The 24,573-nt window shown below is 61.3% G+C and carries 24 protein-coding genes; 9 read left to right on the forward strand and 15 right to left on the reverse strand.

All coding sequences use genetic code 11. The features are described 5' to 3' along the window. Window positions 1–7 precede the first annotated feature (7 nt). The gene (locus DBR46_RS14800) at window positions 8–487 is read right to left on the reverse strand and encodes an RNA pyrophosphohydrolase (protein WP_003176750.1); all 480 of its coding nucleotides are present in this window, start codon (window positions 485–487) and stop codon (window positions 8–10) included. Window positions 488–630: 143 nt separating this feature from the next. On the opposite strand from DBR46_RS14800, the gene DBR46_RS14805 reads away from it, so the two are divergent. Beyond that, window positions 631–1,287: an HAD family phosphatase gene (locus DBR46_RS14805; protein WP_124526806.1), complete on the forward strand. Its 657-nt coding sequence runs from the start codon at window positions 631–633 to the stop codon at window positions 1,285–1,287. A gap of 113 nt (window positions 1,288–1,400) precedes the next feature. Here the strand turns inward: DBR46_RS14805 and DBR46_RS14810 are convergent, their stop codons facing one another. Together DBR46_RS14810 and ilvA are read right to left on the reverse strand one after the other, a co-directional pair. Further along, entirely contained in the window at window positions 1,401–1,814 is a 414-nt protein-coding gene (locus DBR46_RS14810) for a DUF2269 family protein (protein WP_124526807.1), read from the reverse strand. Between the two features lie 41 nt (window positions 1,815–1,855). After that, complete coding sequence (gene ilvA, locus DBR46_RS14815; RefSeq protein WP_256659320.1) at window positions 1,856–3,400, reverse strand: threonine ammonia-lyase, biosynthetic; 1,545 nt, start codon at window positions 3,398–3,400, stop codon at window positions 1,856–1,858. Window positions 3,401–3,508: 108 nt separating this feature from the next. On the opposite strand from ilvA, the gene rpiA reads away from it, so the two are divergent. Both rpiA and DBR46_RS14825 read left to right on the forward strand, forming a co-directional pair. Continuing rightward, complete coding sequence (rpiA, locus tag DBR46_RS14820) at window positions 3,509–4,180, forward strand: ribose-5-phosphate isomerase RpiA (protein WP_017736692.1); 672 nt, start codon at window positions 3,509–3,511, stop codon at window positions 4,178–4,180. Window positions 4,181–4,466: 286 nt separating this feature from the next. Then, window positions 4,467–6,413 carry an autotransporter domain-containing protein gene (locus DBR46_RS14825; protein ID WP_124526809.1) on the forward strand — a complete coding sequence of 649 codons (1,947 nt, stop codon included), beginning with the start codon at window positions 4,467–4,469 and terminating at the stop codon, window positions 6,411–6,413. Here the strand turns inward: DBR46_RS14825 and DBR46_RS14830 are convergent, their stop codons facing one another. The 4 genes from DBR46_RS14830 to DBR46_RS14845 all read right to left on the reverse strand — a co-directional run bounded on the left by DBR46_RS14830 (window position 6,414) and on the right by DBR46_RS14845 (window position 10,651). Beyond that, window positions 6,414–7,322: an SdiA-regulated domain-containing protein gene (locus DBR46_RS14830; protein ID WP_124526810.1), complete on the reverse strand. Its 909-nt coding sequence runs from the start codon at window positions 7,320–7,322 to the stop codon at window positions 6,414–6,416. It lies immediately after the preceding gene. Window positions 7,323–7,442: 120 nt separating this feature from the next. Continuing rightward, the gene (locus DBR46_RS14835) at window positions 7,443–8,369 is read right to left on the reverse strand and encodes an SdiA-regulated domain-containing protein (protein ID WP_124526811.1); all 927 of its coding nucleotides are present in this window, start codon (window positions 8,367–8,369) and stop codon (window positions 7,443–7,445) included. A 199-nt stretch (window positions 8,370–8,568) separates the two neighbouring features. Further along, complete coding sequence (locus DBR46_RS14840; protein ID WP_124526812.1) at window positions 8,569–9,234, reverse strand: fumarylacetoacetate hydrolase family protein; 666 nt, start codon at window positions 9,232–9,234, stop codon at window positions 8,569–8,571. 22 nt (window positions 9,235–9,256) lie between these two features. Then, window positions 9,257–10,651, reverse strand: coding sequence for an FAD-binding oxidoreductase (locus tag DBR46_RS14845; protein WP_124526813.1), 1,395 nt, complete (start codon window positions 10,649–10,651; stop codon window positions 9,257–9,259). 205 nt (window positions 10,652–10,856) lie between these two features. Between DBR46_RS14845 and serA the strand changes: the two genes are divergently transcribed. Beyond that, on the forward strand, window positions 10,857–12,086 hold the full coding sequence (gene serA / locus DBR46_RS14855; RefSeq protein WP_017736698.1) for a phosphoglycerate dehydrogenase: 1,230 nt from the start codon (window positions 10,857–10,859) through the stop codon (window positions 12,084–12,086). 65 nt (window positions 12,087–12,151) lie between these two features. Here the strand turns inward: serA and DBR46_RS14860 are convergent, their stop codons facing one another. Beyond that, window positions 12,152–12,592 (reverse strand): DUF4399 domain-containing protein, encoded by a 441-nt coding sequence (locus tag DBR46_RS14860; protein ID WP_124526814.1) that lies wholly within the window; start codon window positions 12,590–12,592, stop codon window positions 12,152–12,154. Window positions 12,593–12,726: 134 nt separating this feature from the next. Between DBR46_RS14860 and DBR46_RS14865 the strand changes: the two genes are divergently transcribed. Further along, entirely contained in the window at window positions 12,727–13,221 is a 495-nt protein-coding gene (locus tag DBR46_RS14865; RefSeq protein WP_124526815.1) for a transporter substrate-binding domain-containing protein, read from the forward strand. A gap of 104 nt (window positions 13,222–13,325) precedes the next feature. Here DBR46_RS14865 and DBR46_RS14870 read toward each other — a convergent pair whose 3' ends face one another. Further along, on the reverse strand, window positions 13,326–13,820 hold the full coding sequence (locus DBR46_RS14870; RefSeq protein WP_124526816.1) for a DUF523 domain-containing protein: 495 nt from the start codon (window positions 13,818–13,820) through the stop codon (window positions 13,326–13,328). Window positions 13,821–13,822: 2 nt separating this feature from the next. After that, window positions 13,823–14,455, reverse strand: a complete 633-nt coding sequence (locus DBR46_RS14875) for a 2OG-Fe(II) oxygenase (RefSeq protein WP_124527115.1) — start codon at window positions 14,453–14,455, stop codon at window positions 13,823–13,825. Window positions 14,456–14,587: 132 nt separating this feature from the next. Here DBR46_RS14875 and DBR46_RS14880 point away from each other — a divergent pair, with 132 nt between their 5' ends. Beyond that, window positions 14,588–15,340, forward strand: coding sequence for a DUF2059 domain-containing protein (locus DBR46_RS14880; RefSeq protein WP_124526817.1), 753 nt, complete (start codon window positions 14,588–14,590; stop codon window positions 15,338–15,340). A gap of 120 nt (window positions 15,341–15,460) precedes the next feature. On the opposite strand, the gene DBR46_RS14885 is transcribed toward DBR46_RS14880, so the two are convergent. After that, a complete protein-coding gene (locus DBR46_RS14885; protein WP_124526818.1) occupies window positions 15,461–16,384 on the reverse strand; it encodes an alpha/beta hydrolase in 924 nt (307 codons plus the stop codon). A gap of 98 nt (window positions 16,385–16,482) precedes the next feature. Here DBR46_RS14885 and DBR46_RS14890 point away from each other — a divergent pair, with 98 nt between their 5' ends. Next, window positions 16,483–17,058: a DUF6436 domain-containing protein gene (locus DBR46_RS14890; RefSeq protein ID WP_124526819.1), complete on the forward strand. Its 576-nt coding sequence runs from the start codon at window positions 16,483–16,485 to the stop codon at window positions 17,056–17,058. A 30-nt stretch (window positions 17,059–17,088) separates the two neighbouring features. Continuing rightward, entirely contained in the window at window positions 17,089–19,443 is a 2,355-nt protein-coding gene (locus DBR46_RS14895) for a penicillin acylase family protein (protein WP_124526820.1), read from the forward strand. A 144-nt stretch (window positions 19,444–19,587) separates the two neighbouring features. Here the strand turns inward: DBR46_RS14895 and DBR46_RS14900 are convergent, their stop codons facing one another. Beyond that, complete coding sequence (locus DBR46_RS14900) at window positions 19,588–20,553, reverse strand: GlxA family transcriptional regulator (RefSeq protein ID WP_124526821.1); 966 nt, start codon at window positions 20,551–20,553, stop codon at window positions 19,588–19,590. 266 nt (window positions 20,554–20,819) lie between these two features. Between DBR46_RS14900 and DBR46_RS14905 the strand changes: the two genes are divergently transcribed. Next, entirely contained in the window at window positions 20,820–21,458 is a 639-nt protein-coding gene (locus DBR46_RS14905) for an HD domain-containing protein (RefSeq protein ID WP_124526822.1), read from the forward strand. A 139-nt stretch (window positions 21,459–21,597) separates the two neighbouring features. Here DBR46_RS14905 and DBR46_RS14910 read toward each other — a convergent pair whose 3' ends face one another. The 3 genes from DBR46_RS14910 to DBR46_RS14920 are packed head-to-tail and all read right to left on the reverse strand — an operon-like array spanning window position 21,598 to window position 24,538. Next, window positions 21,598–22,482, reverse strand: coding sequence for an ABC transporter permease subunit (locus tag DBR46_RS14910; protein ID WP_124526823.1), 885 nt, complete (start codon window positions 22,480–22,482; stop codon window positions 21,598–21,600). Further along, window positions 22,479–23,399: an ABC transporter permease subunit gene (locus tag DBR46_RS14915; RefSeq protein WP_032884234.1), complete on the reverse strand. Its 921-nt coding sequence runs from the start codon at window positions 23,397–23,399 to the stop codon at window positions 22,479–22,481. The genes DBR46_RS14910 and DBR46_RS14915 overlap by 4 nt, the downstream gene beginning before the upstream one ends. Then, window positions 23,396–24,538 carry an ABC transporter ATP-binding protein gene (locus DBR46_RS14920; protein ID WP_003176776.1) on the reverse strand — a complete coding sequence of 381 codons (1,143 nt, stop codon included), beginning with the start codon at window positions 24,536–24,538 and terminating at the stop codon, window positions 23,396–23,398. The genes DBR46_RS14915 and DBR46_RS14920 overlap by 4 nt, the downstream gene beginning before the upstream one ends. Between the last annotated feature and the right edge of the window lie 35 nt (window positions 24,539–24,573).

A 24,573-nucleotide genomic window follows, 5' to 3' on the forward strand; every position in this document is an offset into this window, starting at 1 on the left:
TCCGTCGTCAGTCGCGCGCTAAAAGGCGCGGGGCAAGCTCTTTGAGAGCGCGACGGTAAACCTCGCGCTTGAATGTCACCACCTGGCCCAACGGGTACCAATAGCTGACCCAGCGCCAGCCATCGAACTCCGGTTTACCGGTCAAATCCATCCGCACCCGCTGCTCGTTGGAGATCAGGCGCAGGAGAAACCATTTCTGCTTCTGGCCGATACACAGCGGTTGGCTGTGGGTACGCACCAGGCGTTGCGGTAAACGATAACGCAACCAGCCACGGGTACAGGCCAGAATCTGTACATCTTCGCGCTCAAGGCCGACTTCTTCGTTCAACTCACGGTACAAGGCGTCTTCAGGGGTTTCGTCGGGGTTGATCCCACCTTGAGGAAACTGCCAGGCATCTTGGTTGATTCGGCGAGCCCATAGCACCTGTCCGGCATCATTCGTAAGAATAATCCCGACATTAGGACGGAAACCATCGGGGTCGATCACGGCAACAACCTCGCAAACGCATGTCGCCGCATTGTTCCACAAAGGTTGTTGCAGCGGCAACGAGGCTTCTTACCTTATGTGCACTCTTGTGAAAAGACCGTATTCTGGACGCCTTTTTACAGACTTTTCAGCGAGTAACTGCAATGCGCCTGGCTTTATTCGACTTGGACAACACCCTTCTCGGCGGTGACAGCGATCACGCGTGGGGCGATTACCTCTGTGAACGCGGGATTCTCGACCCCATCGCCTACAAGGCCCGCAACGACGAGTTCTACCAGGATTACCTGGCCGGCAAGCTGGACAACGCCGCTTATCTGAACTTCAGTCTGGAAATCCTCGGCCGCACCGAGATGGCCCAACTCGACGAGTGGCATCGTGACTTCATGCGCGACTGCATCGAACCGCTGATGCTGCCAAAGGCCGTGGAATTGCTGGCCAAGCACCGCGCTGCCGGTGACACGCTGGTGATCATCACCGCCACCAACCGTTTCGTCACCGCGCCGATTGCCGCACGCCTGGGCGTGGAAAACCTGATTGCTACCGAATGCGAGATGGAAAACGGCCGCTATACCGGGCGCAGCACGGATGTGCCGTGCTTCCGTGAGGGCAAGGTGACGCGTTTGAATCGTTGGTTGGAAGAGACTGGGTTCAGCCTGGAAGACAGCTATTTCTATAGCGATTCGATGAATGACCTGCCGCTGTTGGAGCAGGTGACGCATGCGGTGGCGGTGGATCCGGACCCGAATTTGCGGGCTGAGGCTGAGAAGCGTGGGTGGCCGGTGGTTACATTGCGCAGCTGATGGCCCCTTCGCGAGCAAGCCCGCTCCCACATTTTGACCGCCTTCTCATGTTGGAACTCGGTCGAGTGTGGGAGCGGGCTTGCTCGCGAATGCAGACGACTCGGTCTTGAGCCCTAAACCGGCTTGGCGCCCATGAGCCCCGCAATCGCCACAAACCCCACCAGGCTGACCACCGCCAGCACCAGGGTGAAATTCAGGCTACCGCCCTCGCCTTTACGCAGGCGGTTAAGCCGCGCCACCAGCCAGAACCACGCCAGCGCCGCCACAGTGTAGAGAATGCTGGAACCCAGGATCCACGTCTGCCCCAGCGGCCAGCCAACCAAATGCACCAGCCACCAGCCGGTAAACGGCATGCTGACCACGCAAATCCCCATCAACAACCACACAAACACCCACGGGCGCTGCACGGTGACCGCCGGGCCGGCGCTGCGTTTGCGCCAGGCCAGCAGCGCCAGGCCCAGGCCGCTGAGCAGCAGCAACACCGTCGCCGCAATGTGGATAACTTTCAGGGTGATCAGGGTTTCCATCTCTCGTATTCCTTAAAGGCCGCCCCAATCAGCGTAGTCGCTCAACCGAGGAACAGTTTGTAGGCCGGGTTATCGCTTTCATCCCAGTACGGGTAGCCGATGGCTTCGAGGGCTGCCGGTACCAAGTGACGCTCGTTCGCCGGCACTTGTAGGCCAGCGACCACACGGCCGTCAGCTGCGCCGTGGTTGCGATAGTGGAACATCGAGATGTTCCAGCGCCCGCCTAATTTGTTAAGAAAGTTGAACAAGGCTCCCGGACGCTCCGGGAACTCAAAGCGAAACACCACTTCATTGCTGACGTGCGCCGCATGGCCGCCAACCATATGGCGGATGTGCAGCTTGGCCAGTTCGTTCTCGGTCAGGTCCAGCACCGGAAAACCCTGGCCGGTCAGGCTGGCGATCAGCGCGCTGCGGGGGTCGGTGTCGGGGTGGGTCTGCACGCCAACAAAGATGTGCGCCTCGCTGCCGGAGTGGAAGCGGTAGTTGAATTCGGTGATCTGGCGCTTGCCCACGGCCTCGCAGAACGCCTTGAAGCTGCCCGGCTTCTCGGGAATGGTCACGGCGATGATCGCTTCGCGGCCTTCACCCAGCTCGGCGCGCTCGGCCACATGGCGCAGGCGGTCGAAGTTGACGTTGGCGCCGGAGTCGATGGCCACCAGGGTCTGCCCGGTGACGCCACGGGTTTCCACGTATTTCTTGATGCCCGCCACGCCCAGCGCGCCCGCAGGCTCGGTGATGGAACGGGTGTCGTCGTAGATGTCCTTGATCGCCGCACAGATTTCATCGGTGCTCACGGTGATCACTTCGTCGACATAGTCTTTGCAGATATCAAACGTGTGCTGGCCGATCTGCGCCACCGCCACGCCGTCGGCAAAGATCCCCACCGTCGGCAGCACCACGCGCTCACCCGCCGCCATGGCGGCTTGCAGGCAGTTGGAGTCGTCCGGCTCGACGCCGATGATCTTGATCTCCGGGCGCAGGTATTTCACGTACGCCGCAATCCCGGCGATCAGCCCGCCGCCGCCCACCGGGACAAAAATCGCGTCCAAAGGCCCCGGATGCTGGCGCAGGATTTCCATCGCCACGGTGCCCTGCCCGGCAATGGTGTGCGGATCATCGTAGGGATGAATGTAGACGTAGCCTTTTTCGTCGACCAGTTTCAGCGAGTAGGCCAGGGCTTCCGGGAAGGAATCGCCATGCAGCACCACTTTGCCGCCACGGGAACGCACGCCTTCGACCTTGATCTCCGGGGTGGTCTTGGGCATCACGATGGTGGCTTTCACCCCCAGCACCTTGGCCGCCAGGGCCAGGCCCTGGGCGTGGTTGCCCGCCGAGGCCGTGACCACGCCGCGCGCACGCTCTTCAGCAGTGAGCTGGGTCAGCTTGTTATAGGCGCCGCGAATCTTGAACGAGAACACCGGCTGCAAGTCTTCGCGCTTGAGCCAGACCGTATTGCCCAGCCGCTCGGAGAGCTGGCGCGCGGTCTGCAAGGGGGTTTCTACGGCAACGTCGTAAACGCGCGAGGTGAGGATCTTTTTGACGTACTGTTCAAGCATCGGCGGGCTTCTACTTTCACGGTTTGGCAGGGCCAAGGAGTCTAACCCGGCTTTTGGCCGGGCGACCACACGAATCCCGAGGTTTTGTTGGGTTATACTCGCGCCCCTCGATAACTCCCCGCCCGTTCCGGAGCCCGCATGACCCAGGATCAACTCAAACAGGCAGTGGCCCAGGCCGCCGTCGATTTAATCCTTCCCAAACTCGACGACAAAAGCATCGTCGGCGTCGGCACCGGCTCCACCGCCAACTGCTTCATCGATGCACTGGCCCAGCACAAGGGCGCATTCGACGGCGCCGTGGCCAGCTCCGAAGCCACCGCCGCGCGCCTCAAAGGCCATGGCATTCCGGTGTATGAGCTCAACACCGTGAGCGACCTGGAGTTCTACGTCGACGGCGCCGATGAAAGCGACGCGCACCTGAACCTCATCAAAGGCGGCGGCGCGGCCCTGACCCGCGAGAAGATCGTCGCGGCCGTGGCCAAGACCTTTATCTGCATCGCCGACGCCAGCAAGCTGGTGCCGGTACTCGGCGCGTTCCCGCTGCCGGTGGAAGTGATCCCGATGGCCCGCAGCCACGTGGCCCGCGAGCTGGTGAAACTGGGCGGCGACCCGGTATACCGCGAGGGCGTGTTGACCGATAACGGCAACATCATTCTCGACGTGTTCAACATGCAGATCACCAACCCGGTGGAGCTGGAAACCCAGATCAATGCCATCGTCGGCGTGGTCACCAACGGTTTGTTCGCTGCGCGTCCGGCGGATGTACTACTGCTGGGCACCGCTGAAGGTGTGAAAACCCTCAAGGCATAAGGCTTAACCCCTTGCTGTGAATGTGGGAGCTGACCAGCTCCCACATTTATTTCCATTGTCCAAAAGTTCTGTGTAACAAAAACGCTACTTTTCGCAGCACCCCTCGCCAAAATCGTGCGCCAAGTCACGACACTCAACACCGCCGCTGGTATCAAATCCGTTACAAATTACAGCCAGGCGACTCCCCCGTTTAACAATGCGCCAAATCACAATCGCCCAGGGAATGAGGCGCACATTGTGCAAAGGGTCTCGGCTTGAAAATCCCCATCACCTCAAGGAAGACCTTGTGATAAAGCCCCTAGCCCTTGCTATCAGCGCGGCCTGCGCCCTACTGCCGACCCACCTCCTGGCCTACGACTACGGCGAACACGCCAACACCACCCTGGAAAAACTGATCAACGACTACCCCGGCCGTTATCGCGGCACAGCCAACTTCGCCGGTGCCGCCGATTGGATGCAGAACCAGATGGGCACGGCCTACAGCATCAGCCGCCAGGACTTCACCTGGAACAACGGCAGTCGCGCGTCGCAAAACGTGGTGGCCTACGCCGCCGGCACCAAACCGCAGTACGTGGTGATTGGCGCACACTTCGACACCTTCTTCGGCCGCCCAACCCTGCAAGGCCTGGACGACAACGGCTCCGGCGCCAGCGTGCTGACCGAGGTGGCGAAGAACCTCGGCGGCCTGCAACTGGAAAACGGCTTGCAGATCGTCGGCTTTGGCGCCGAAGAGGAAGGCCTGCGTGGTTCCCGGGCCTTCGTCGACTCGCTGAGCGCCAGCCAGCGCGCGAACATGCTGGCGATGATCAATCTCGACAGCCTGATCACCGGCGACATGATGTACGCCCATGCTGGCCAGAACAGCACCGCCAACCCGGCCTTGGCGTCGTTGCGCGAGCACACCTTCCAGATCGCCAAGGAGTTGAACATCCCGCTGTTCACCAACCCCGGCCTGGACCCGCAATACCCGATAGGCACCGGCTGCTGCAGCGATGGCGAGCCCTTCGAGCCGCTGAACATCCCGATCCTGTATATAGAAGCCACCAACTGGGAACTCGGCGACCTCGACGGCTACACCCAGACCGACAACCCGAAGATCCCCGGGGGCTCGACCTGGCACGATCCCGCCGAAGACAACAAGGCCGTGCTCACCGACGCTTTCGGCCAGGCGCGCATCGACCAGCGCCTGCGCGACTATTCGCGCCTGCTCAGCCGCCTGGTGCTGGAATTGACCAACGCCGACCTGATGGCCTCCACCGCCTCAGGCGGCGCTGTTGCGCGCAATATGCAGGACAACCTGCAACGCCAGCACCAAGCCATGGTGCGCCTGCATGACCGGCGCTGGCTGACCTTGCAGTCGGCCAGCCGCGAGGTTGGCAGCTTTGATGGCGAGATCGGCGTGGATGGCGAATACAACCCGGACAGCGGCTTCGACACGGCCCCCAACCCCGAAGCGCGACGCGTGGGCTTGCATGCGCTGGGCGACTATCAGCTCACCCCGAGCCTGAACATCGGCGCCAGCCTCAGCTACCTCAACGGCAGCGACAAGCTGGAACACCGTGGCAAGCTGGACAGCGACACCTGGCAAGCGGCGGCCTATGCCCTGCTCAACGATGGCGGGCCAAGCTGGCTGGCCGGCGACCTGAGCATCGGCCACAGCCGCTTCGAGTCCAAGCGCAACCTGCTGATCCAGGCGAATGGCGGACCGGTCCTGCTCAACCAGCAACTGACCAGCAACACCGACGCCCTGACCCTGGGTGCGCGCGTGCTGGGCGGCTACGACTTTGACTTCGGCGCCATCAAGAGCGGGCCTTTTGCGGGCCTGGACTACAGCCACTCGCGTATCGATAAATTCCGCGAAAAGCAGGACCTGCGCACGGCCCTGACGTACGAAGAACAGTCTTTCGATTCCCTGGAAGCCAGCCTCGGCTGGCGCGTGCGTGGCGCTGTCGCCCTGCCCTACGGCCTCAACCTGATGCCTTACGGCGACATCGCCTGGGTCAAGGAACTGGGCGACGGCCGCCTGGACGACCTGCAACTGACCGCCCGCGCCGACGGCCAGGCGCGCACCGCCAAGCTGGGCTCAGCCGATAAGAGCTTTGGTCGCGCGCAAGTCGGCAGCCAATTGGCGATCACCCCGCAGCTGGGGGTATTTGCCGAGGTCAACGGCCGCCTGGGCCACAGCGAAGGCAGCCAGACCGGCTACTCGCTGGGTGTGCAATGGATGTTCTGATCAGGGCTTCTTGAACACGTAGAACAGGTTCGGCTCACTGGTCAGGTACAACGTACCGTCATCGTCCATGGCGATCCCTTCGGCCTGAGGCACGCGTTTTTTCAGGCCATGGCGCCCGTTGAGCAGCGACAAACTGCTCAACGGGCGACCATCGATATCCAGTTCCAACACCAGGAACGACTCATCCGACAGCGCCAGCAGATGGCCGCTGCGCTCATCGTATTGCAAGCTCGACAGGTCACGCACAAACAACCCGGCATCCCGCTTGGGGTTGTTGACCACGTGCACCGAGTAGGTTTTTTCCGGTTTGAAATGGGGGAACCCATGGATCTCATAGATCAGCATCGGGTCGCGCTCCTTGGCCACGAACAGGCGCTTGCCCACCGAGTCATAGGCCAGGCCTTCAAAGCCCTTGTTGCTGCCGACATGCAAGCCCAAGGTCATCTGTTCCGCATCCGCAGCATCGAGGAATTGGGTATCGTCGTCCACGCGCACCTTGATCAGCCGCTGCTCGCGCTCATCGCTGATCACATAGATGCCTTCGCTGATGAACTCGACCGCCTCGGCATCGCCAAAGCCCACCAGGGCAATGCGCCGCAGGATCTTGCCGTCCAGTGACAGCTCGATCAGCTCGGGGTTTTTATTGGTGACGGTAAACAGGCTTTTGCGCACCGGGTCGAAGGTCAAGGCCGACACGTCGCTATCAAGGCCTTCGATGACCTGGGCTTCAAGGACTACGCGGTAGTCGGCCAGGCCAATGGAGGCCTCACCGACAGGCTGGCGCAACGCCTGGAGGTTGAACCAGGCGCGCTCGAACAGGCGAAAGTGTTGCGCAACCACCCCGGCGCTGACCAAGGCGATCAGCACAAGCATGAAAAGAACGGGTTTGGGGCGGACAAGTCGGCGCATCGGGCGTGCTCAAAGTCAAAAGTGGCGTATGAATATCACGCCCGTCTGAATTTAAACTTAAACACGCCCTATTGTCTGGCGAACGCCGTTCTTAGAGAACTATCCGACGTAACCAGTGTGCTATTTCTGCTTTTCGAAGCGATAGAACAGGTTTGGCTCACTGACCATGTACAGGTTGCCCTCCTCGTCCATGGTCACGCCTTCCGCCCGTGGAATGGTGTCCTTGAGCCCGTTGAAACCACCCAGCAGGGTCATGAAGCTGACTTGCTCGCCCTTTTCATCCAGTTCCAGCAGCAGATGGGAATCGGCCGACAGCACCAGCAAGTGCCCGGTGCGTGGGTCCACCGCCAGGGCCGACAGGTTGCGCATGTCCAATTCGGTGCTGGTCAGCTTTTGTTTGTCGCCCACCAGGGTCTGGCTGCCGTCGCTTTTCCAGGTGAACAGCGCCGGTGGACGCTCTTCGCCCAGCACGATCTGCTGGTTGCGCTTGTCCCAGGTGATGCCTTCAAAGGCTTTGTTCTGGTTTTTCGACGGGCCCAGGTCATAGCTCGGGAAATCGGCCTTGTTCAACTGGGTGGTACTGGCATCGAGCTTGACGATGGTCAGGCTGTGTTCGCGCTCATCGACCACGGCCATCAAACCGTTTTCCAGCACCGTCAAGCCTTCCGGGTTGCTCCAGCCGTTCAGCGGCATTTTGCGCAGCACGTCGCCTTGCAGGCTCAACTCGACGAGAAACGGGTTTTTGCCCATGACAGAAAACAGGGTTTTGGTCTGCGGATTGTAAGAGACGTCCGACGCTTCATCCTTCTCCATCCCCGGCAACAGCTTGCCATCGATCACCGCGTGATAGTCCGGCAGCCACACACTCTGTTGGCGTTCGGCGGGGGTTTCAAAGCGTTCCAGCACCCACAGCACACCGCGATCGTCCCAGTGCATGGCCCAGGCCACGCCGTAGGAAATCACACCCACCAATAGCAGCCAGGAATACCAGCGCAGGGCAAAGCGGGAACGCGGCTTGGAGGTACTGCTGGGCAGGGTGACGGCCATGGGGCGCTTATTCCGGAAAGTCAGCGTTAGGTGATAGCACAGGATCAGGAAGCCCGCGCGCAAGAGGCTGAGGATTATCCGGATGGGGTGTGAAAAAAATGCAAAGAACTGGAGATTACCGATACACAGAGAATCCATGTGGGAGCGAGCCCGCTCCCACACAAGCCCGCTCCCACATTTTGACCTCACCGGTCTTGGGTCAGCGAACCACGCTTTCGAAGCGATTCACACCCGACAACTCCAGCACCAGCTCATCGCCCACATTCAGCGGGCCCACGCCGACCGGGGTGCCGGTGAGGATCACGTCGCCCGCTTGCAGCGAGAAGCAGCCGGCCATGTACTGGATCATCGGCACGATCGGGTTGAGCATGATCGCGCTGTTGCCGTCCTGGCGCACTTCGCCATTGATGGTCAGGCGAATGCCGATGTCGGTGACGTCCGGGAAGGTGCTGCTGACCACGAACGGTGCGATCACCGCCGCGCCATCAAAGGACTTGGCGACTTCCCACGGCAGGCCCTTGGCTTTCAGCTCGGCTTGCTTGTCACGCAGGGTCAGGTCCAGCGCCGGGGCGAAGCCGGAGATGGCATCCAGCACTTCTTCACGGCTCGGCTTGGTCGACAACGGCTTGCCGATCAGTACCGCGATTTCCGCTTCGTAGTGCACCGAACCGCGCTCGGTAGGGATGGCAAAACCGCCTTCCAAAGCCACCACGCAGCTGCCTGGCTTGATGAACAGCAACGGTTCGGTAGGCACCGGGTTGTCCAGTTCCTTGGCATGTTCGGCGTAGTTACGCCCGATGCACACCACTTTGCCCACCGGGAAGTGGATGTTGGTGCCGTCGACATACTTGTGCTGGTAGCTCATGGAACGACTCCTTCAGGGGCGATTAAACAGCGAAGATCTTGCCAGGGTTCATGATCCCGTTCGGGTCGAACACGGCTTTGACGGCTTTCATGTACTCGATTTCAACCGGCGAACGGCTGTACGTCAGGTAATCGCGCTTGGTCATGCCCACGCCGTGTTCGGCAGAGATCGAACCGTTGTACTTCTCGACGGTTTCAAACACCCACTTGTTCACGGTGGCGCACTTGGCGAAGAACTCGTCCTTGCTCAGGTTTTCTGGCTTGAGGATGTTCAAGTGCAGGTTGCCGTCGCCGATGTGGCCGAACCAGACGATTTCGAAGTCCGGATAGTGTTCGCCGACGATCGCGTCGATTTCCTTCAAGAACGCCGGCACTTTCGACACAGTGACCGAGATGTCGTTCTTGTACGGGGTCCAGTGGGAAATGGTCTCGGAGATGTACTCGCGCAGTTTCCACAGGTTGTGCAGCTGGGTTTCGCTCTGGCTCATCACGCCATCCAGCACCCAGCCCTGCTCCACGCAATGCTCGAAGGTTTCCAGGGCGTGGTTGGCGACTTCTTCGGTGGTGGCTTCGAATTCCAGCAGGGCGTAGAACGGGCACTCGGTTTCGAACGGCGCCGGCACATCGCCACGGCCAAGGACTTTGGCCAGGGCCTTGTCGGAGAAGAACTCAAAGGCAGTCAGGTCGAGCTTGCTCTGGAACGCGTGCAGCACCGGCATGATCGAGTCGAAGTCGGTGGTGCCGAGGACCATGGCGGTGAGGTTTTTCGGCGCACGGTCCAGGCGCATGGTGGCTTCCACCACAAAGCCCAGGGTGCCTTCCGCGCCGATAAACAGCTGGCGCATGTCGTAGCCGGTGGCGTTCTTGATCAGGTCGCGGTTCAGTTCCAGCACGTCGCCCTTGCCGGTGACGACTTTCATGCCGGCCACCCAGTTGCGGGTCATGCCGTAGCGAATCACCTTGATCCCGCCGGCATTGGTGCCGATATTGCCGCCAATCTGGCTGGAACCGGACGACGCGAAGTCCACCGGGTAGTACAGGCCGTTTTCTTCGGCGACGTTCTGCAATTGCTTGGTGACCACGCCCGGCTGGCACACGGCGGTGCGGTCGGTGAGGTTCACATCGAGTATCTGGTTCATATAGTCGAACGACACGACCACTTCGCCATTAGCGGCCACGGCGGCGGCGGACAGGCCGGTACGGCCACCGGATGGCACCAGTGCCACCTTGTGCTCGTTGGCCCAACGCACAATGGCCTGGACCTGCTCGATGGTCTTGGGGAAGACAATGGCGGTCGGCGCAGGTGCGAAGTGCTTGGTCCAATCCTTGCCGTAAGCCTCCAGGGAGTCTGCATCGGTCAGCACTTTGCCAGGCTCAACCAGGGTCTTCAGCTCATCAATCAGGGCAGGATGGGTCATCGACAGAACTCTCGAACAATTCATGGTCATCCTGAGAACGCTTCACGTCGCAGGAATAGGTGTTTAGCGGGGCGCGTATGCTAGCATACCGCCCCCGCAGGACAGAGCCCAAGGGCGTTTCTGCGGTGACGGCTTTCCTGCCGTCCGGGTCAGCTTGTGCTGCTCGATTCCCTGCCATTTTTCTCCGGGATACAGGTTTACGCAGATGAGCAAGACTTCTCTCGATAAGAGCAAGATCAAGTTCCTTCTTCTGGAAGGCGTCCACCCATCGGCTGTCGACGTTCTGAAAGCCGCCGGGTACACCAGCATTGAGTACATCACCAGTTCTCTGCCGGAAGCCCAACTCAAGGAAAAGATCGCCGACGCGCACTTCATCGGCATTCGCTCCCGCACTCAGCTGACCGAAGAAATCTTCGATCACGCCAAGAAACTCGTGGCAGTCGGCTGTTTCTGCATCGGCACCAACCAGGTCGACCTCAACGCAGCGCGCGAGCGCGGCATCGCGGTGTTCAACGCACCGTACTCCAACACCCGTTCCGTTGCGGAGCTGGTGCTGGCCGAGGCGATCCTGCTGTTGCGCGGCATTCCTGAGAAGAACGCTTCCTGCCACCGTGGCGGCTGGATCAAAAGCGCAGCCAACTCCTTCGAAATCCGCGGCAAGAAGCTGGGTATCGTCGGTTACGGCTCGATCGGCACTCAACTGTCGGTCCTGGCTGAAGGCCTGGGCATGCAGGTGTTCTTCTACGACACCCTGACCAAGCTGCCATTGGGCAACGCCACGCAAGTGGCCAGCCTGACTGAGCTTTTGGGCATGTCCGACATCGTCACCCTGCACGTCCCGGAAACCGCTGAGACCCAGTGGATGATCGGCGAGAAGGAAATCCGCGCCATCAAGAAAGGCGGCATCCTGATCAACGCTGCCCGTGGCACCGTGGTCGAGCTGGACGCCCTGGCCGACGCGATCAAGGACAAGCACCTGATCGGCGCGGCCATCGACGTGTTCCCGGTGGAGCCACGCTCCAACGACGACATCTTCGAAAGCCCGCTGCGTGGCCTGGACAACGTGATCCTGACCCCGCACATCGGCGGTTCCACTGCCGAAGCCCAAGCCAACATCGGCCTGGAAGTGTCGGAGAAGCTGGTCAAGTACAGCGACAACGGTACCTCGGTATCGTCGGTGAACTTCCCGGAAGTGGCCCTGCCGGCTCACCCTGGCAAGCACCGTCTGCTGCACATCCACCAGAACATCCCTGGCGTGATGATGGAGATCAACAAGGTCTTCGCGGAAAACGGCATCAACATCTCCGGTCAGTTCCTGCAGACCAACGAGAAGGTCGGCTACGTGGTAATCGACGTCGACGCCGAGTACTCGGACCTGGCGCAAGAGAAGCTGCAGCACATCAAAGGCACGATTCGTAGCCGCGTGTTGTTCTAAGGTTTCAACGGCACCACAAAAAAGGGAGCCCCTCGGGGCTCCCTTTTTTTGCATCTGAACAAATCTTACTTAACGTTAACCGTGATCACTTTCGAGGCTACAGTAGGCTCGAACTGGCGGTGTACGTTATCGCCTGCCACCAGCTGCAGGGTGTGCTTGCCTGGGGTGAGGGTCAGTTCGGTTTCGGTTTGGGCCTTGCCGAAGTGGATCGAGGTGGCATCGGCCGGAATGGGCTCATCGGCCTTGAGCGACTGCACATCGCGATCTACCAGCAGGTGATGGTGACCAGCGCCATGCACTTGCTTGTCGATGGGCTCCAGGTCCAGCCCCTTGACGCCGAATTTGACGGTGAAGGTCTTGTCGACAGTCGCGCCGTCTTTAGGCGAGACGATAAACACTTCAGCACCTGCAGGCGCAGGGGTACGCGGCAGGTCTGCGGCGCTGGCCATCATCGAGGCACCCAGCAGCAGGCTGGCAATCGTTGCACGGGACAAAAGGGTCTTCATTCACTTCTCCAGTTTTTCGGTGAAATCTGTAGGGTTATGACAACTTCGCGACAAATTGCTGTCCAAGGCACTCAACACCATAGCAAAGCGATGCTGAACGGCGCCTCGCACATAAAAATTCTCTAGGAGTGACCATGCGCTTTTCGCCTGGCCTGTTACTTGTGCTGCCCCTGATGAGCCCCTTGGCTCACGCCGAACTGGTCGATGACGTATTTGACCGTGGCGAACTGCGTATCGCCCTTGAAGCCAACACCCCGCCGTTCAACTTCAAGGAAGGCGACAAACTCACCGGGTTTGAAGTGGAACTGGGTGAGCAACTGGCCAAGGAGATGGACGTACGCCCTTCGTTTATCACCACCGATGACGCCGATCTGCTGCCAGGGGTGGAAACCGGCAAGTACGACGTGGCCATCAACCATATCGCTATGACTGCCCTATTGCAGGATCGGTTCGATTTCAGTGAGGCGTACAACGAGAAGCCGGAGCTGGCGATACCGTTCCAGAAGGGCAACCCGGCGTTCAAGGCGAGTTTGGACAAGGCGTTGCAGCGGGTGAAGGAGGATGGGCGGTTGAAGGCGTTGGCTAAGAAGTGGCTTGAAGGTGAGACATCGGCAGTCCAGGCACAGTGAATCAACTGTGGGAGCGGGCTTGCTCGCGAAAGCGGTGTGTCAGTCACCGGATGAGTTGGCTGAACCACCGCTTTCGCGAGCAAGCCCGCTCCCACATTTTTGATCTACGTAAGGCTTGAGAGATGGGCCAGGGCCACTGCAGCTTCTGGCAACTCCAGCTCGCTGAAGACCTGTACCCCATGACGCTTTAGCAACGCCGCTGTTACGCCTTCGCCAGTGACCTTCACACCAGAGAAAGTCCCGTCATACGTCAGCAAATTCCCACAAGACGGGCTATTCGCCTTCAGCACAGCAATGCGGATACCGTGACGCCGCACCAACGCCAACGCCTGCCGTGCACCGTCAAGAAAGGCCGCGCTAAAATCCTCGCCCTCCGCCGTCAACACCTGCGCACGCCCTTCCCACACCTCCACGCCCTGCCCGCCTGGAATTTCGGCGGGCGGACGCGGCGTCGGCAAGCCACCAGACACTTCCGGGCAGATCGCAACCACCCGCCCTTCGGCCTGCCATGCCGCCAATTGATCGAACGGCCCGCTGGCGCCACCGTCGTAGCGCACCTTGTGCCCGAGCAGACAGCGGCTGATCAGAATCTTTTCCATGCTTAAAATGGCTCGTTGCCGCGCCGGCGGAACCAGCCGGTGAGGGACAGGCGTTCGCGCGTGGCGGGCATGACTTCGTGGGGCACCTCACCGGACAGGAACACCACCAGGCAACCACCGGTGGGCACCACGTCGTATTCGACGGCGTCCTTGAGGTACATGCGCAACTGGCCGCCATGCTCGGGCAGCCAGGCGTCGTTCAAGTAGATCACCGCCGAGACCATGCGCCGATCATCGTCGCGGAAACGGTCCAGGTGCTTGAGGTAAAACGCCCCCGGTGGGTACATCGCGAAGTGGCTTTCGAAGTCTTCCAGGCCGAGGAACAGGCTGCGGTTCATCGCCAGGCGCAGGCTGTCCATCAAGGCCATGTAAGTGCCGCAGACAGCCGCGTCGCCCTCTTCCAGCCACTGGATATGGTCACCGCGAATGCCTTCGCGAATCTCCTGGGTTGGTCCGCGTCCTACCGCCGCTGGAGCCAATTCACCTTCGGCTGCACGTTTACGGCACTCAGCCGCCAGTTCCAGGGTCAGAGCCTGGGGCAGGAAGCCGTCCTGACGCGACCAGCCCTTCTCGGCGAGGTCGTCGACAATACGTTGCAACAGCGGGTGATCGAAGGGTATTTGCATGGCGCGCATAGTATCCATACGCCTGTGAATCCGACAGAGCCGCCGAGCGTCTGAATACACTTTAGTCAGGTGACCGATAGGACTTCTCGACAAATCCTACGCCCGACACGGACAATAGTGGCCGACTGACAGGAGTCCCTAATGCGTCGTTTGTTTTTATCCTTGCTGATGTTCTGCGTTTTGCCCGCCTGGGCAGACGGCCATGACCAGTTGTACAAGGTCGCCGGCTGGGCCGAACAACGTGCGCATTTCAACGACGCCCTCAGCGCCGCCCAACAACGCTACCGCAATAGCTTGCCGCCGGCGGTGTACCAGGCGCTGGTGGACAACAGCAATAAACGTTTCGCCGCCCAGGCCATGGACCAACGTGCCGAAGCTCAATTGCGCAAGAACCTGGCGGACCCGGCACCGGCCCTGGCCTTTTTCCAATCGCCGTTGGGCCGCAAGATCGTCGCCGCCGAGTTGCTGGCCACGCGCCGCGACCAGTTGGCGAAAAACGCCCAGGGCCTGCCGAAAATCGAAGCCGACGCTACGCGTAGCCTGATCATTGGTCATTTGGCGCAAGCGTTGCCCGCCCGTGAAGCCGGTGCGGAAGTCAGCCTGGCGATTGCCGGCGTGGCGGCCGACAGCCTGAGCCAGATGATTCCCGGCCTGCTCGGCGGCGGTCAGGCGCAAGGCATGCTGAATGGCCAGCGTGAGCGGTTGATGCAGCAGATTGGCAATGATCTGAACAATACGTTGCTGTACGTCTATCGGGATTTGTCTGACCCGGAGCTGGAAGAATTCGCCACGTTTGCGGAGTCGGCGGAGGGGAAGGCGTATTACCAGGCTGCATTAGCCGCGATCCGCGCCGGACTTGCTGTGGGCCAAAGCACCTCCAGCCTGACGCAATAACCAATGTGAAATGGGCTTATGTGGGAGCGGGCTTGCTCGCGAATGCGGCGGATCAGTCGAAACATCTGTGACTGACACACCGTATTCGCGAGCAAGCCCGCTCCCACATTTTGAACTGCATTACTTCAGTTGGTCCGTGAGAAAACTGAAGTACTCCTCGCGAATCTCCGAAATTTCATTCGCCAAATGATGCCTGCCCCGCGCCAGCATCAACACTTCGGGCTGATCGAACTTACCCCGCAGCACCTGCAAGTTGTGCTGCCAGTCCACCGTCATATCTTCCTCACCTTGCACGATCACCGGCCGCCGTGGGCTGCGTGGTGCGGCTTCGATGTGTTTGATCCAGCGCGCCAAGGCGCCGACCCAGGCGGTGGGCAATTGGCGGGGCTGCAATGGGTCGGCTTCGAGGAACGGCCTGAATGCCGGGTCGTGGGTGTTGTCGCTGAACCGCCGCGCGATGCCTTTGACGAACGGCCGCAGCAGGTAATAGCTGAGTTGTGACCAACCCCACGCCCGTGGCCGTACCAGCGGCGACAGCAGGAACGTCTTGCCCTGGGCCGGGCTGTCCGCGCCCTGGTTGAGCAGGTGATCCACCACCACGGCGCCGCCGGTGCTCTGCCCGAACAAGTGCCAGGGTTGCGGCAGTTGCAGCGCTTTCGCCTCGGCAAACAGCGCCTGCACGACCTGCTGGTACACCGCAAAATCGTCGATGCTGGCGCGCACGCCGCTGGATAGCCCGTGGCCCGGCAGATCGCAGGCGATCACCACAAAGCCCTGGTCCAGCGCCCACCTCACCACATGGCGATACAGCCCCATGTGGTCGTAAAAGCCGTGGTACATGAACATCGTCGCCACTGGAACAGCCGGCCACCACACTTGCGCAACCACCTGAAACCCCGCCACCTCGAAACGCCCCAGGCGACTCACGGCCTGATCAAGCCCGTAGAAACGCTGGTAGACCCGCGCCTCGGCGGACAGCGCTTGCGCCGCCATCAGGGGCTGCAAGCTTTCGCGCAGATGATCGGGGTCAAAGGTGACGGGCATAAAGGCTTCCAGACTACGGCGCGGATGAATATCGAGCTGCGATATTCATCTGTCAGGACAAGCATGGCAAGCTACGCGACCTTCGAGGATACATCTGAATGCGACCGCCCTACCGTTCCGCCCTGTTCGCCAGCCTGCTCCTGGTCCTCTGCGCCGGCGTGCTGTGGGCGGCGTATGACTGGTTCCAGGGCCGCTACCTGCGCGCCTTCAGCGAACACACGGCGGTGTTTTCCGGTGACCCGTTGAAGCTGCCCGCCGACCTCGCCGGCCCCGGCCCGATCCGCCTGGTGCACTTCTGGGACCCGGCCTGCCCGTGCAACGTCGGCAACCAGCAACACCTGGGCGAGTTGATCGAACACTACGCACCCCAGGGCGTCGAGTTCTATGCCCTGCAAAAACCCGGCAGCCACGGCCAACTGCCCGACAACCTGCGCCAGATGAAAATCCTCACCGCCCTGCCCGGCGCCGATCAGGTGCCGGCCAGCCCTGCCGTGGGGATCTGGGATCGCACGGGCAAACTCGCGTATTTCGGGCCCTACAGCGAAGGGCTGACGTGCAATTCCAGCAACAGTTTTATCGAGCCGATCCTGCAGGCGCTGGAAGACGGCCGCGAGGTGAATGCCACGCACACCCTGGCGGTGGGCTGCTATTGTTCGTGGCCTAAAGAGCAGTAGTCCGTTACCCATTCTGGCTAAGGAAAGTTCATGAAGCGCGTCTTGCAGGTTCTCGCGGTTCTGCTGGTGTTGGTCGCCGTTGGCGCCGGCGTGTACCTCTACAGCAAGCAGCCGACCCGCCAGGGCACGGTGACGCTGGCCAACCTGCAGGGTTCGGTCACGGTGCGTTATGACGACCGTGGCGTGCCGCATATCCGCGCCGAGAACGAGACCGACCTGTATCGCGCCCTGGGCTTCGTGCATGCCCAGGACCGTCTGTTCCAGATGGAGATCATGCGGCGCCTGGCCCGTGGCGAGCTGGCCGAAGTGCTCGGGCCCAAGGTGCTGGAGACCGACAAGCTGTTCCGCAGCCTGCGCATTCGCGACCGCGCCGCCACTTACGTCGCGCAGCTGGACCATGAGTCCGCGCACTGGAAGGCCCTGCAAGCCTATCTGGACGGGATCAATCAATATCAGGACAGCCACGCCAGCCCGGTGGAGTTCGACGTGCTGGGCATCCCCAAGCGGCCGTTTACCGCCGAAGACACCATCAGCGTCGCCGGGTACATGGCCTACAGCTTTGCCGCCGCCTTTCGTACAGAGCCCTTGCTGACTTACGTACGCGACCAACTGGGCAGCGACTACCTCAAAGTCTTCGACCTCGACTGGCAACCCAAGGGCGCGCTCAACCTGGCCGCCAGCGATTGGCAGACCCTCGGCGCCCTCGCATCCCTGAGCGAACAGGCCCTGGCCGACAACGGCCTGCCGCAGTTCGAAGGCAGCAACGCCTGGGCCGTCAGCGGCAACCGCACCAAGAGCGGCAAACCGTTGCTGGCGGGCGACCCGCATATCCGCTTCTCGGTGCCGTCGGTGTGGTACGAGGCGCAGTTGTCGGCGCCGGGCTTTGAGTTGTATGGCTATCACAACGCGCTGGTGCCGGTGGCGTTCCTGGGGCACAACCTGGACTTCGGCTGGAGCCTGACCATGTTCCAGAACGATGACCTCGACCTGATCGCCGAAAAGGTCAACCCGGACAATCCCAACCAGGTCTGGTATCACGACGCCTGGGTCGACATGACCAGTACCGAGCAACAGATCGCGGTCAAGGGCCAGGCCCCGGTCAGCCTCACCCTGCGCCAATCGCCCCACGGCCCGATCATCAATGACGTGCTCGGCGACAACGCCGGCAAGACCCCGATTGCGATGTGGTGGGCGTTCCTCGATACGCAGAACCCGATCCTCGAAGGTTTCTACCAGCTCAACCGCGCCGACACCCTGGCCAAGGCCCGCGCGGCGGCGGCCAAGGTCTCGGCGCCGGGCTTGAACATCGTGTGGGCCAATGCCAAGGGCGACATCGGCTGGTGGGCGGCGGCGCAGTTGCCGATCCGCCCGGCCGGGGCCAACGCCGGGTTTATCCTCGATGGCAGTACGGCCCAGGCCGACAAGCTGGGTTTCTACCCGTTCAGCGCCAACCCGCAGGAAGAGAACCCGGCGCGCGGTTATGTGGTGTCGGCGAATGCCCAGCCGGTGTCGCCCATCGGCCTGGAGATCCCCGGCTATTACAACCTGGCCGACCGCGGCCAGCAGTTGAACGCGCAGTTGAGCGACAACAGCGTGAAGTGGGAAGTCACCAACAGCCAGGCCTTGCAACTGGGTACTACCACGGCCTTTGGCCCACGCCTGCTGGCGCCGCTGTTGCCGGTGCTGCGCGGGGTGGTCAAGGACCCGGCGCAATTGCAGCTGGTTGAACAACTGGCCGCCTGGAAAGGCGATTACCCGCTGGATTCCACCAGCGCCACACTGTTCAACCAGTTCCTGTTCAACCTCGCCGACGCGGCGTTCCACCCCAAGCTCGGCGACGGCATGTTCAAGACCCTGCTCAGCACCCGCGTGATCGACGCCGCGCTGCCACGCCTGGCGGCAGCCCCGGACTCACCGTGGTGGAACGGCCAGCGCGCCGAGACCGTCAAGCGCGCCTGGGACAACAGCCTCGCCCACCTCAAGCGCACCTTCGGCGATGACCCGAGCCAGTGGCAATGGGGCAAGGCCCACACCCTGACCCACGGCCATCCATTGGGCATGCAGAAGCCATTGGACCTCGTATTCAACGTCGGCCCGTTCCCGGCACCGGGCAGCCATGAGGTGCCGAACAACCAATCGGCGAATATCGGCCCGGCGCCATGGCCGGTGACCTACGGGCCCTCCACCCGCCGCCTGATCGACTTTGCCGACGTGGCCCACGCCCTGACCATCAACCCGGTGGGGCAAAGCGGTGTACCGTTTGACCGGCATTATGGGGATCAGGCGGAGACCTATATCGAGGGTGGTTATGAGCAGGCGCACTTCACCGATGAAGAAGTCACGGCCAATACCCGTGGCACCTTGAAACTGCTGCCAGCCCGCTAGCTGCTTGGAACTCGGTCAAAATGTGGGAGCGGGCTTGCTCGCGAATGCGGTGGATCAGTAGAAACATCTGTAACTGACACACCGCATTCGCGAGCAAGCCCGCTCCCACAAAAGCCAGCTCCCACAGTTGGTCCGAGTACAGCTTCAGACCGGTGCCGCAAAATTGAGCCGGAACTGCTGTGGCGTCACCCCAAGCCGGCGGTTGAACACACTGCGCATATGCTGGGCATCACGAAAACCGCACTGATAAGCCACGGTCTTGAGCGGTGCGTGGCTGCTTTCAAGCATCACCCGCGCCGCATCCACCCGCGCCCGTTCGACAAATTCCGCCGGGGTGATACGCGCCTCACGGGCAAACACCCGGGAGAAATTGCGCGCGCTCATATTGGCCGCCTTGGCCAGGTCGGCGATGGTCAGATCCCCAGTCAGGTTCGCCAACACATACAGCTGCACCAACGCCACCGCCGAGGTGGTTTCGGCGTGGGGCGTGAGAAACGGGCTGAACTGCGACTGCCCGCCCGCGCGCTGGGTAAACACCACCAGGCGCTTGGCCACGCTCAGCGCGACTTCCGGGCCATGGTCCTGGGCCAGCAAATACAGGGACAAGTCGATACCCGCCGTGACCCCCGCCGAGGTGTAGAGGTTGCCGTCCTGCACGTAGAGACGGTCGGCCTCGACCTGGGCCGTGGAGCACAGGCGCGCCAGGTCGACGGCGTCGTTCCAGTGAGTGGTGACGGTTTTGCCATCCAGCAAACCGGCGCGGGCGAGCATGAAGGCACCGTTGCAGATGGAACCGAAGCGGTGTGCCCTTTCGGTGGCGTCGCGCAGCCAAGCATCGAACGCCGGGCCGAAATCCTCAAAGGGCAACTGCGGGCCACCGGCGACCAGCAGCAGGTCATAGGCTTGCAGGGCTTCACTGAAATGCCGGTGGGCCTGCAATGACAGGCCGTTGGAGGCGGCCATGTTGCCGTGCGCGAGGCCGATGACTTCCAGCTGGTAATGGTCCTGGGTGGGCAGGAAGCGGTTGGCCTCGCAGAACACATCCATGGGCCCGGTGACATCCAGCGACTGGACGCCGGGGAAGATCAGGATGGCGACGGTTTTGCTCATGAATGGTTAGCCTTGGTTAACTGAATGAACACAGATCCCCTGTGGGAGCGGGCTTGCTCGCGAATGCGGTCTGTCAGTTGATACATGCATTAACTGACAGACCGCATTCGCGAGCAAGCCCGCTCCCACATTTGATCTTCTCAGGCCTCAAGAGAGTATCCCTTCTGGCATGAAGTGACGGCACATTGGCCGGGATCGCACCCTCGCAACGATGGCCCCGCCACGGGCACGCGACCAGACTGGAATCCTTCCACAGGAGAACCACCATGACCACCATCGCCGGCATCCAGATCCCCGACAGCGCCCTCGCCAAGGCCACCACCGAATACATCCGCGACGTCGAATCCGACCTGCTCTACCACCACTCCCGCCGGGTATTCCTGTTCGGCGCGTTGAGCGGTGAGCGCAAGCAACTGGCCTACAACCCGGAGCTGCTCTACGTGGGCGCGATGTTCCACGACCTCGGCCTGGTGGCCGGCCATCGCAGTGACAACGAGCGTTTTGAAGTGGACGGCGCCAATGCAGCGGCGGCCTTCCTCAAGCCTTACGGGCTGAGCGATGACGATATCGAACAGGTGTGGTTGTCCATCGCCCTGCACACCACGCCGGGCGTGCCGCAGCATCTGCGCCCGACTGTAGCCTTGGTGACGGCGGGTGTGGAGATGGACGTGCTGGGCATGGACTACGCGGCCTTTTCCACCGTGCAGCGCGAAGCGGTGGTGCATGCGCATCCACGGGGTGAAGGGTTCAAGGAGTGCATCATCTGCGCGTTTGCCGACGGCTTGCGCCATCGTCCGCAGACTACGTTCGGGAATGTGAAGACGGATGTGCTGGTGGATCAGGAGCCAGGGTTCAGGCCGATGAATTTTGTCGAGGTCATCCGCAAATCCCCCTGGACTGCCTGAAACACTCCCTGACAAACACCACAAAACCACTGTGGGAGCTGGCTTGCCTGCGATAGCGGTGTATCAGTAAACAAATCAGTCACTGATACACCGCTATCGCAGGCAAGCCAGCTCCCACATTTTGACCCCGTTCCGGCCTTTAGACCGGTGCGGGTGCTCTACGCTTATCCGGCTGTTGCCAGCCATCTGCCGCCGCTTCTTCAATCGCTTGCTGGATCGCCTTCTTGCGCTTCTCTTCGGCACGACGGCTGAAGAACCACACCAGGAAGGTCACCAGCGACACCGCCAACAGAATCAAGCTGGCCACGGCGTTGATCTCGGGTTTAACCCCCAGGCGCACCGCCGAGAACACTTCCATCGGCAACGTGGTCGAACCCGGCCCCGACACGAAACTGGCAAGTACCAGGTCATCGAGAGACAGCGCAAACGACATCATGCCGCCCGCCGCCAACGACGGCGCGATCATCGGGATGGTGATCAGGAAGAACACCTTCCACGGCCGCGCACCGAGGTCCATCGCCGCTTCTTCGATCGACAGGTCCAGTTCACGCAAACGCGCCGACACCACCACCGCCACATACGCCGCGCAGAACGTGGTGTGGGCGATCCAGATGGTGACGATGCCACGCTCTTGCGGCCAGCCGATCATCTGCGCCATCGCCACGAACAGCAGCAACAGCGACAGGCCGGTGATCACTTCCGGCATCACCAGCGGCGCCGTCACCAGGCCGCCGAACAGCGTGCGGCCCTTGAACTGGCTGATACGGGTCAGCACGAATGCCGCCAACGTACCCAGCGCTACCGCCGCCACCGCCGTGTAGCAGGCGATTTCCAGGGAGCGCATCACCGAGCCCATCAACTGGGTGTTGTCCAGCAAGCCCACGTACCACTTGATCGACCAACCGCCCCACACCGTCACCAGCTTGGATTCGTTGAACGAGTAGATCACCAGGATCAGCATCGGCAGGTAGATGAACACCAACCCCGCCACCAGCATGAAGCTTGAGAAACTGACGCGCTTCATATCTTGCCCTCCATCTCTTTGGCTTGGCTGCGGTTGAACAGGATGATCGGCACGATCAGGATCGCCAGCATCACCACCGCCAGGGCAGAGGCCACCGGCCAGTCACGGTTGTTGAAGAATTCTTGCCACAACACTTTACCGATCATCAGGGTTTCCGGGCCGCCCAGCAGTTCCGGGATCACGAACTCGCCCACCACCGGGATAAACACCAGCATGCAGCCGGCGATGATGCCGTTCTTGGACAGCGGCACGGTGATCTTCCAGAAGCTGTTGAAGGTGCTCGACCCCAGATCGGACGCGGCTTCCAGCAGGCTCTGGTCGTGCTTCACCAGGTTGGCGTACAGCGGCAGGATCATGAACGGCAGGTACGAATAGACCACGCCGATATACACCGCGATGTTGGTGTTGAGGATCTGCAGCGGCTCGTTGATCAACCCCATGGACATCAGGAAGCCGTTGAGCAGACCGTTGTTGCTGAGGATGCCCATCCACGCATACACGCGGATCAGGATCGCGGTCCAGGTCGGCATCATGATCAGCAGCACCAGCACGGTCTGCATCTCTTTGCGCGCGGTGGCAATGGCGTAGGCCATCGGGTAGCCGATCAGCAGGCACAACAGCGTGCTGAAGAACGCCATTTTCAGCGAGCCCAGGTACGCGGCGATGTACAGCTCGTCGCCCGCCAGCAAGCTGTAGTTCGCCAGGTTCAGCACCACTTGCAGCTTCTGCTCAACGTAGGTGTAGATCTCGGTGTACGGCGGGATCGCTACGTCGGCTTCGGCAAAGCTGATTTTCAGAACGATGAAAAACGGCAAGGCGAAGAACAGGAACAGCCACAGGAACGGAATCCCGATGACCACCTGCTTGCCGCTGGGGACGAGGCGGTTCAAGCGCCGCTTGAGTTTTTTTGTGTTCATGAGCGCAGTACCACGCCGCTGTCGTCTTCCCACCACACGTACACCTGGTCACCCCAGGTTGGGCGCTGGCCACGGCGTTCGGCGTTGGCGACGAAAGACTGCACCAGCTTGCCGCTTGGCAGCTCCACGTAGAACACCGAGTGGCCGCCGAGGTAAGCGATGTCGTGCACCTTGCCACTGGACCAGTTGTGCTCGCAGGTCGGCATTTCGGTGGTGACCAGCAGCTTTTCCGGGCGGATGGCGTAGGTCACCGACTTGTCTTCCACCGCAGTAGCGATGCCGTAGCCCACGTAGATATCGCGGTCCAGGTCCGGGCACTTGAGCACCGCGTGGCCTTCGGCGTCGTCCACCACCTGGGTGTCGAAGATGTTGACGTTGCCGATGAACTCGCACACCAGGCGGCTGGTCGGGGTTTCGTAGATGTCGATCGGGCTGCCGATCTGGGCGATCCAGCCCAGGTGCATGATCGCGATGCGCTCGGCCATGGTCATGGCCTCTTCCTGGTCGTGGGTCACCATCACGCAGGTCACGCCGACGCGCTCGATGATTTCCACCAGCTCCAGTTGCATCTGCGAGCGCAGCTTCTTGTCGAGGGCGCCCATCGGCTCATCGAGCAGCAGCAGTTTCGGGCGCTTGGCAAGGGAACGAGCCAGGGCCACACGCTGACGCTGGCCGCCGGACAACTGGTGCGGCTTGCGCTTGGCGTACTGGCTCATCTGCACCAGCTTGAGCATCTCGGCCACGCGGGCGTCGACCTCGGCCTTGGGGATCTTGTCCTGTTGCAGGCCGAAGGCGATGTTCTGCGCCACGGTCATGTGTGGGAACAAGGCGTAGGACTGGAACATCATGTTGATCGGCCGCTCGTAGGGCGGCATATCGGTGATGTCCACGCCGTCGAGGTAGATGCGGCCCTCGGTCGGGCGCTCAAAACCTGCGAGCATGCGCAGCAAGGTGGACTTGCCCGAACCCGAACCGCCGAGCAAGGCGAAGATCTCGCCTTTCTTGATTTCCAGGGACACATCGTCCACGGCAATCGTCTCGTCGAACTTCTTCGTGACCCGGTCGATTTTGACCAGCACCTTTTTCGGTGTCTGGTCGCCCTCGAGGGCTTTCTTATAGGCGCCGGAGGCAACTGCCATTTACGAAACTCCCAACAAAAATGTCTGTTCGCCCG

The organism is Pseudomonas sp. KBW05 (assembly GCF_003852405.1).
Classification (GTDB): domain Bacteria; phylum Pseudomonadota; class Gammaproteobacteria; order Pseudomonadales; family Pseudomonadaceae; genus Aquipseudomonas.